Source organism: Nostoc foliaceum FACHB-393, assembly GCF_014698505.1.
GTDB classification, from domain to species: Bacteria; Cyanobacteriota; Cyanobacteriia; order Cyanobacteriales; family Nostocaceae; genus Nostoc; species Nostoc foliaceum_A.
Genome location: NZ_JACJTD010000067.1, coordinates 25,982 through 33,820 on the forward strand (window position 1 = coordinate 25,982; position 7,839 = coordinate 33,820).

Annotated in this window: 9 protein-coding genes; 4 read left to right on the forward strand and 5 right to left on the reverse strand. The window is 41.9% G+C overall.

Annotated features, from left to right (window positions below; translation table 11 throughout):
• Window positions 1-141: 141 nt before the first annotated feature.
• The 3 genes from H6G92_RS31995 (at window position 142) to H6G92_RS32005 (ending at window position 3,050) form a co-directional block, all read left to right on the forward strand.
• Window positions 142-2,244 carry an NAD(P)H-quinone oxidoreductase subunit 5 gene (locus H6G92_RS31995; protein WP_190900001.1) on the forward strand — a complete coding sequence of 701 codons (2,103 nt, stop codon included), beginning with the start codon at window positions 142-144 and terminating at the stop codon, window positions 2,242-2,244.
• 294 nt (window positions 2,245-2,538) lie between these two features.
• On the forward strand, window positions 2,539-2,826 hold the full coding sequence (locus H6G92_RS32000; protein ID WP_190900002.1) for a DUF4258 domain-containing protein: 288 nt from the start codon (window positions 2,539-2,541) through the stop codon (window positions 2,824-2,826).
• On the forward strand, window positions 2,823-3,050 hold the full coding sequence (locus H6G92_RS32005) for a type II toxin-antitoxin system MqsA family antitoxin (protein ID WP_242059391.1): 228 nt from the start codon (window positions 2,823-2,825) through the stop codon (window positions 3,048-3,050). The genes H6G92_RS32000 and H6G92_RS32005 overlap by 4 nt, the downstream gene beginning before the upstream one ends.
• Window positions 3,051-3,135: 85 nt before the next feature.
• Here H6G92_RS32005 and H6G92_RS41405 read toward each other — a convergent pair whose 3' ends face one another.
• From H6G92_RS41405 to H6G92_RS32015, 3 genes are read right to left on the reverse strand one after another with little or no spacing between them, the layout of a single operon-like run.
• Window positions 3,136-3,399: a ParE family toxin-like protein gene (locus H6G92_RS41405; RefSeq protein ID WP_313890022.1), complete on the reverse strand. Its 264-nt coding sequence runs from the start codon at window positions 3,397-3,399 to the stop codon at window positions 3,136-3,138.
• Window positions 3,396-3,626 carry a hypothetical protein gene (locus H6G92_RS32010; RefSeq protein WP_190900003.1) on the reverse strand — a complete coding sequence of 77 codons (231 nt, stop codon included), beginning with the start codon at window positions 3,624-3,626 and terminating at the stop codon, window positions 3,396-3,398. Before H6G92_RS32010 ends, H6G92_RS41405 begins: the two co-directional genes overlap by 4 nt.
• A 49-nt stretch (window positions 3,627-3,675) precedes the next feature.
• Entirely contained in the window at window positions 3,676-3,939 is a 264-nt protein-coding gene (locus H6G92_RS32015; RefSeq protein ID WP_190900004.1) for a hypothetical protein, read from the reverse strand.
• 355 nt (window positions 3,940-4,294) lie between these two features.
• On the opposite strand from H6G92_RS32015, the gene H6G92_RS32020 reads away from it, so the two are divergent.
• Window positions 4,295-5,872, forward strand: a complete 1,578-nt coding sequence (locus H6G92_RS32020; RefSeq protein ID WP_190900005.1) for an NAD(P)H-quinone oxidoreductase subunit 4 — start codon at window positions 4,295-4,297, stop codon at window positions 5,870-5,872.
• A gap of 155 nt (window positions 5,873-6,027) precedes the next feature.
• On the opposite strand, the gene H6G92_RS32025 is transcribed toward H6G92_RS32020, so the two are convergent.
• Window positions 6,028-7,005 (reverse strand): DUF4351 domain-containing protein, encoded by a 978-nt coding sequence (locus H6G92_RS32025; RefSeq protein WP_190900006.1) that lies wholly within the window; start codon window positions 7,003-7,005, stop codon window positions 6,028-6,030.
• A 27-nt stretch (window positions 7,006-7,032) separates the two neighbouring features.
• Entirely contained in the window at window positions 7,033-7,722 is a 690-nt protein-coding gene (locus H6G92_RS32030; RefSeq protein WP_190900007.1) for a sensor histidine kinase, read from the reverse strand.
• Between the last annotated feature and the right edge of the window lie 117 nt (window positions 7,723-7,839).

Genomic DNA, 7,839 nt, shown 5'->3' on the forward strand with positions numbered 1-7,839 from the left:
GCTATTCTCGGCAAATCTAAAACCATGCTTAACACCCCACCCAATCAGCCTTGGGTGGGTTATTTTATCCTAAAGGGTGTGTGTCACAATTATTAACAGTTTCGACACGCTAGTCAAGAATTCTAAAAGTAGGCGTCAGTGATGGAAGTAATCTATCAGTATGCCTGGCTGATTCCGGTGTTACCTCTTTTTGGGGCAATGCTGGTCGGTCTAGGGTTAATCTCGTTGAATCAGGTGACAAACCGCCTCCGGCAGTTGAACGCTGTAGTTATTATCTCCCTAATGGGAGCAGCTATGGGGCTGTCGTTTGCCTTGCTATGGAGTCAAATTCAAGGACACGCGCCTTATATCCGCACCTTGGAGTGGGCGGCAGCAGGTAATTTTCACCTGAGCATGGGCTACACTATTGACCACCTGACAGCCCTAATGCTGGTGATTGTAACAACGGTAGCCTTGTTAGTCATGGTTTATACCGATGGCTACATGGCTCACGATCCCGGTTACGTGCGGTTTTACGCCTATCTCAGTTTGTTTGGCTCTTCAATGTTAGGTCTGGTGGTCAGCCCCAACCTAGTACAGATTTATATATTCTGGGAACTGGTCGGGATGTGTTCCTACTTGCTGGTCGGTTTTTGGTACGATCGCAAGTCAGCAGCAGATGCCGCTCAAAAAGCGTTTGTGACCAACCGCGTGGGCGACTTTGGTCTATTACTCGGCATTTTGGGGCTGTTCTGGGCAACAGGAAGCTTTGATTTTAATATCATGGGCGATCGCCTCGCCGAACTTGTCCAATCAGGTACTATCAGCAATTTTCTCGCTGTCCTGTTTGCGATTTTAGTTTTCTTAGGGCCAGTGGCAAAATCAGCCCAATTCCCCCTCCATGTCTGGCTACCAGATGCGATGGAAGGCCCCACCCCCATTTCTGCTTTGATTCACGCGGCAACAATGGTGGCGGCGGGTGTTTTTCTCATTGCCCGGATGTACCCAGTATTTGAAGGCGTTCCAGCAGCAATGAATGTCATTGCCTTTACTGGAGCGTTTACGGCGTTTTTGGGGGCAACTATTGCCATTACCCAAAACGACATCAAAAAGGGCTTGGCTTACTCCACCATTTCCCAACTTGGTTACATGGTGATGGCAATGGGAATAGGTTCCTACAGTGCTGGACTATTCCACCTGATGACCCACGCCTATTTCAAGGCGATGCTGTTCTTGGGTTCAGGTTCAGTAATTCACGGCATGGAAGGTGTCGTTGGTCACGACCCAGCCTTAGCGCAGGATATGCGCTTGATGGGCGGACTGCGGAAGTATATGCCGATCACGGGGACTACCTTTTTGATTGGTTGCTTGGCAATTTCTGGTATTCCACCCTTTGCTGGTTTCTGGTCAAAAGATGAAATTCTTGGGAAGGCTTTTGAAGCTAACCCATTTCTCTGGTTGATTGGCTGGCTAACTGCCGGGATTACGGCTTTCTATATGTTTAGAATGTATTTCATGACATTTGAAGGCAAATTCCGGGGGAATGACGAGAAAATCAAACAAAAACTCAAGAAGGCTGCGGCGACAATTGTCCTGGAATTAGAGTCAGAAGAACCAGTCCCGAATTTTGGGCCTGGGGCAATGAAAAAAGGAGAATTGGCGGCAACTAGTGAGCAGCATGATTCCCATGACTCCCACGGGCATCACAGCGACTCCCCCCACGAATCGCCGTGGACGATGACGCTGCCGTTGGCACTGTTGGCTGTGCCTTCGATTTTGATTGGTTTGGTGGGAACTCCCTACGCCAATTATTTTGAAGAGTTTATCTTTCCTCCTAGCGAAACCCTTTCCGAAGTTATAGAAAAAGCTTCCGAGTTCAATCCGACGGAATTTTACATCATGGCGGGTGCCTCAGTCGGAATTTCTTTGATTGCGATTACCCTGGCTTCGCTGATGTATTTGCGCCGTAAAATTGACCCGGCTGCGATCGCTGCTCAAATCAAACCACTTTACGAGTTATCTCTTAACAAGTGGTACTTTGATGACATTTACCATCGGGTTTTTGTCCTCGGCTTGCGTCGCCTAGCTAGACAAGTTATGGAAGTTGACTTCCGCGTTGTCGATGGTGCTGTTAACCTCACAGGCTTTTTCACCCTTGTCAGTGGTGAAGGTCTGAAGTACCTAGAAAACGGTCGCGCTCAATTCTATGCCTTGATTGTGTTTGGGGCGGTTTTGGGCTTAGTGATTGTCTTTGGTGTTACCTGATTTTAATCGGGGTGGGCAAATGTCCGCCCCTACATTATTTCTTGAATAAATAATGAAGTTAGTCTTATTAAGATTCATCCCAAAAAATAGGTTGCGGACTTTATAACTTCCCATAATCCGATAGAACAGAAGAAAAAAATATATAGAATAATCTTTTTGCGCCGTAATCCACTATTAATTATCAATACTTATGGTGGGTTAGCGATAGCGTAACCCACCTTACAAATTCATATAAGCCCAAGATTTAGCAAAATAATAAATTTATCACTAATTGCAATTTTAAAAAAATAATTAATGGATTGTCAAAATCTAGTTTTCTCCCGTCATGCTATCCAACAAATGTTTTATCGTCGCATCAGTCAAAAAGATGTAAAAACTGCGATTTCTTATGGAGAAGTGATAGAAGAAAATCCTGATGATACACCCTACCCCAGTTATCTAATATTGGATTTTATAGAAGGTAAGCCGATTCATGTTGTATTTTCCTACGATGAAGCTACAGATACAGGATATGTAGTAACAGCTTATATCCCTGATACTAATATTTGGTTAGATGGTTTTACAACTAGGAGACAAAGATGATGAAATGCGTAATTTGTAAGCATGGAGAAACTAAGCCAGGTTTAGTAACTGTGACATTAGAAAGAGATGAATGTATTATTGTCTTAAAAAAAGTTCCAGCAGAAATTTGTGATAACTGCGGTGAATATTATTTAAGTGATGCAGTTACGGAACAGGTTTTAGGAAAAGCTGAGTCAGCTATTAATAATGGAGCAGAATTGGAGATTCTTAAATATGCAGCTTAGTGTTCTTATTTGTGTTTCTGCTTTAGCGATGGGTTATTCAAAATATGGAATTTTATTATAATTGGTAAATCAAATAGTGATCGTGTTATGAAAAAAAGCTTTCATAATCGTCATGGCTACCTATCCAGAACCATGTAACTGTATCACCCTCCAAAACCCCAATTGCTCGATAATTGCGAGTTATTCTGACAGACCAAATATTCTCCTCTTTATTTATACATTTGAAATGCAAAGACGGATGAAAAAGATTTTCTCTCCATAACTGATAAGCTTTTCTCGCACTCTGTCTAACTTGCTTGTCAAGGGACTGATATTTATCCCAAAACGAAGGAAGAGTTGCAGACTTCACAAATTTTTATAGTTCATTGGTTTTGCAAGTCCTTCTGCAATCTCTCTTTTAGCAGATTGGGCAGATGCAATCAGTTGTTGTTGAGTTTTCTTAAATGATTTATTCCATTTCAATTCATCTTGCAAATCTTCTAGGTACTCTCGGAGATGTTCTGCAACTCTTTCTTGCACATCTTCAGATAAAGATTCCATCATCTTAATTACAGTAGCGATCGCTGGAGATGACATAATCGAATTTCCTTTATCAACTTTCCCTGTCTATTTTACTAAAAAAAACTCAATCAAATCGCTTATTGTAGTCCCAAAGCTCTGAAACTGGAAAGGTTTGTCCTACTGCTGCTTGTTGCACAGACTCTTGGAGATCGGCTAAGATTTGTGCTTTTGGCTCTTGTTCATCAATCCAAGCTAAACCACTGACGTTATCAGAATTTATAGAACTTATAAGCTGTTGCCAAAGTTCTATAGGGACGAGTACATCTGTTGTTTCTCCATTTATGTTGGTGACATAACGAATCTGACTTTCAATTTGTGCGATTATCATTATGGTTAGTTCTACTGCTATGCTTTTTTGCACCAAATTACTTTTTTCAACCACCAAACAGCATTTTGTATTTTTAGAGTTGGACTACACGTAGACGCAAAGCGGCTTGTCGTAGACATCGCACCACTAAACTATAATTTTACCGGCTTTTTTAGGGTAAATTGTTGACTTGACTGGGAGTATCACAACCCACATTCCGCACGCCCAAAGGTCAAAAGAGACTCCCAACAGCAGAAACGGGGGATTGCCAATTTAATTAAATCAACCTAACGAGGAAGACGAAATCCCCAAAAAGCTGTTACTTAATAACTAGTGACTTTTTGCCAAACATGATTTTGATAGCAGACGAATTGTGATGAATATAGCTAATTTTCCGTGGCTGACGACGATTATTCTGTTTCCGATAGCCGCGTCGCTACTTCTTCCCATCATCCCTGACAAAGAAGGCAAAACAGTGCGCTGGTACTCCCTCATCGTAGGGCTAATAGATTTTGCACTAATTGTTTACGCTTTTTATACTGGGTATGATTTTTCCAATCCAGATTTGCAGTTGGTGGAAAGTTACCCCTGGGTACCACAATTGGGTTTGAATTGGTCAGTAGGGGCAGATGGCTTATCCATGCCCCTAATCATTTTGACTGGATTCATTACCACGCTGGCGATTTTAGCAGCTTGGCCTATTACCTTCAAGCCCAAGCTATTTTACTTCTTGATTTTGGCGATGTATGGCGGTCAGATTGCCGTGTTCGCTGTCCAGGATATGCTGTTATTTTTCCTGGTGTGGGAACTGGAACTGGTGCCAATATACTTTCTGCTGTCGATTTGGGGAGGCAAAAGGCGGCAATATGCAGCAACCAAATTCATTTTATACACCGCTGGCGGTTCGCTGTTTATTTTGCTGTCTGCCCTGACAATGGGATTTTACGGCGATACGGTGACGTTCGACATGCGATCGCTCGCCTTAAAAGACTTCGCCCTGAATTTCCAACTTGCCCTCTATGCTGGCTTCCTGATTGCTTACGCCGTCAAGTTGCCGATTATTCCCTTGCACACTTGGCTACCTGATGCCCACGGTGAAGCTACAGCCCCCGTACACATGTTATTAGCAGGTATTCTCCTGAAAATGGGCGGTTACGCCTTAATTCGGATGAATGCTCAAATGCTACCCGATGCCCACGCTTTTTTTGCACCAGTGTTGGTGGTTTTGGGGGTAGTTAATATCATCTACGCTGCCTTAACATCCTTTGCCCAGCGAAACCTCAAGCGAAAAATTGCCTACTCCTCAATTTCTCACATGGGCTTTGTGATGATTGGTATAGCCTCCTTCACCGATTTGGGATTGAGTGGGGCAGTGTTGCAAATGGTTTCCCACGGGTTAATTGGGGCGAGTTTGTTCTTCCTGGTTGGCGCAACTTACGATCGCACACACACCCTAATGTTGGATGAAATGGGCGGTGTCGGTAAGAGAATGCCGAAAATTTTCGCCATGTTCACTACTTGTTCGATGGCTTCTTTGGCATTGCCGGGGATGAGCGGTTTCGTGGCAGAATTAATGGTGTTTGTCGGCTTTGCTACTAGCGATGCTTATAGCTCTACCTTCAAAGTCATTGTGGTGTTCTTGATGGCAGTGGGAGTAATTTTAACTCCGATTTATCTGCTGTCGATGTTGCGAGAAATTTTCTACGGAGAAGAGAACAAGGAATTAGTTTCTCACCAAGCTTTGATAGATGCTGAACCCCGCGAAGTATTTATCATTGCCTGTTTGTTAGTGCCAATTATTGGTATTGGTTTCTATCCGAAGTTGCTAACTCAAATGTATGACGCTACAACTGTACAATTGACAGCAAGGTTGCGTGATTCAGTGCCCACATTAGCACAGCAAAAAGACGAAACACTAAAGGTTTCTTTGAGTGCACCGAAAATCGCTAATTAAGTTGCGATCGCTAGTTTAGTTGAAATATTGATTACTTTAAGGGCGGGTTTTGTACCTGCCCTTTTTGTTACTCATTGAACTAAGTTAAAAAAAATACTGTATCCGGTAAGGGAGTAGAGGTGTTTTTTATAATTTTCATAAAAATGGAATAGATTTTAAGCTGATTGATTTATTTGCAACCAGTTAAATAAATCTTCCATAGCAGTAAAATCTAACAAAGCTTCGCCAAGGGTTTCTAATTGATTTAAAGAAAGAGTTTGGATGCGTTCTTGCAATTCTGGTGATAATTCTCCCACTCGTCTTTGTAGCAACCTTAAAATAAGCTGTTGTTCACCTTCTTTTTTACCTTCTTGTTTACCTTCTTCTTTTCCGCGCTCGTAGCCGATGCGCTCACCTGTAGTTACATATCTCATAGTTCGCTCCTGCTCAAATTGTTTAAACTCTTCCCAAAACTGATTTTCCAATGCCTTTGGTAATATCATAACCCAATCGATAAATCGATAAAGATTACGAATATCCTGTTCTCCTAACCCCAAATCATATAGTCTGCGAATTAAGCTAAATTTCCAGATTTTGCGTTGTTCGGGTGATGAGCGCGTCTGCTGCGTTTTCAAATGCGCCATGACGACAGTTGCAAATGGATTATCGCTATTTTCTAACTCGTGAAAGCGATTTTCATAATCTAAAAGTTTAATACTGCCAAATTCAAAAATTAAGCGAGTATTAGGATAATTGTAACTATAATTGCTTGGTCGCCATTCGCGGTTTGAATCGCAGAGAATTGCAAGGCTAATCGCTGGTCGATCAAAGCGGTCAAATATGCGAAAGTTGTAGGTAAACATCCGCTTGCTAAAATTATCTTCTTTTTGTGCCTGAATTTCAACATGGATTAATAACCAAAGTTCTTCCCCTTGGGTTTGCCAAACTTTGACTAATTGATCAGCATATCTTTTACCCTGTTCGGCTTCACGAGCTATTTGCTGAAATTCTTTATCTAAAAATTGGTATGGACGTTCCCAATCAATTAATGCAGAAGTTTCGGGAAAAAAGAAATCCATTGCTTGGGGAAAATAAGCTTCTATAATTTCTTTCCAAGGGCTATCAAAATCAGCGCGTTCGCTATCACTAGTCATGTCATTTTTCATTTGTCCAGAATAGCATCAAATTCTAGATAGAGTCGCAGTACTTGCAGTAGCTAGTTTAGAACTTTGATTAATCGGAATCTCTACCCAAAACTCTGCCCCCTGTCCTGGTTCTGAAATACACCAAATAGATCCGTTGTGTTTTTCTGCGACAATCTGAGCGCTAATTGCTAGTCCTAATCCAGTACCTTTACCTGCGGCTTTTGTAGTAAAGAAAGGGTCAAATAATCGTTGCTTAACTACTTCGGTCATACCAGGGCCATTATCTGCAATTTGTACAGTTATACGATCCGAGTTGCGTAACTGAGTACGAATTACAATCTGGCTGGGGTTAGCTTCTATGTCCTCAAGAGTTCGCTTACTGTTATAACTATCCAGAGCATCAATAGCATTACTGATCAGATTCATAAACACCTGATTGAGTTGTCCGGCATAGCACTCTACTAAGGGAATATCACCATATTCTTTGATTATTTCAATTCCGGCATTTCCAGACGTTTGTTTGAAGCGATTTTGTAAAATTAGTAGTGTGCTATCAATACCTTCATGAATGTTGACAGGCTTCATATCCGCTTCGTCAAGCCGAGAAAAATTCCGCAAGGATAGAACTATTTCACGAATGCGATTAGCTCCCATTTTCATTGAAACTAATATTTTAGGTAGATCCTCAGCCATAAAGTCAAGGTCGATTGCTTCTATAGAATCCATTTGACATCTTTTACTATCTTGAAGTACAGTTACCGCAAAAGCCGTATCCAGCAGTCATGCCGTACTCTAGCAGCCTAACAGACGAAGAGTGGGAAATCCTTGAACCCCTACTGCCGA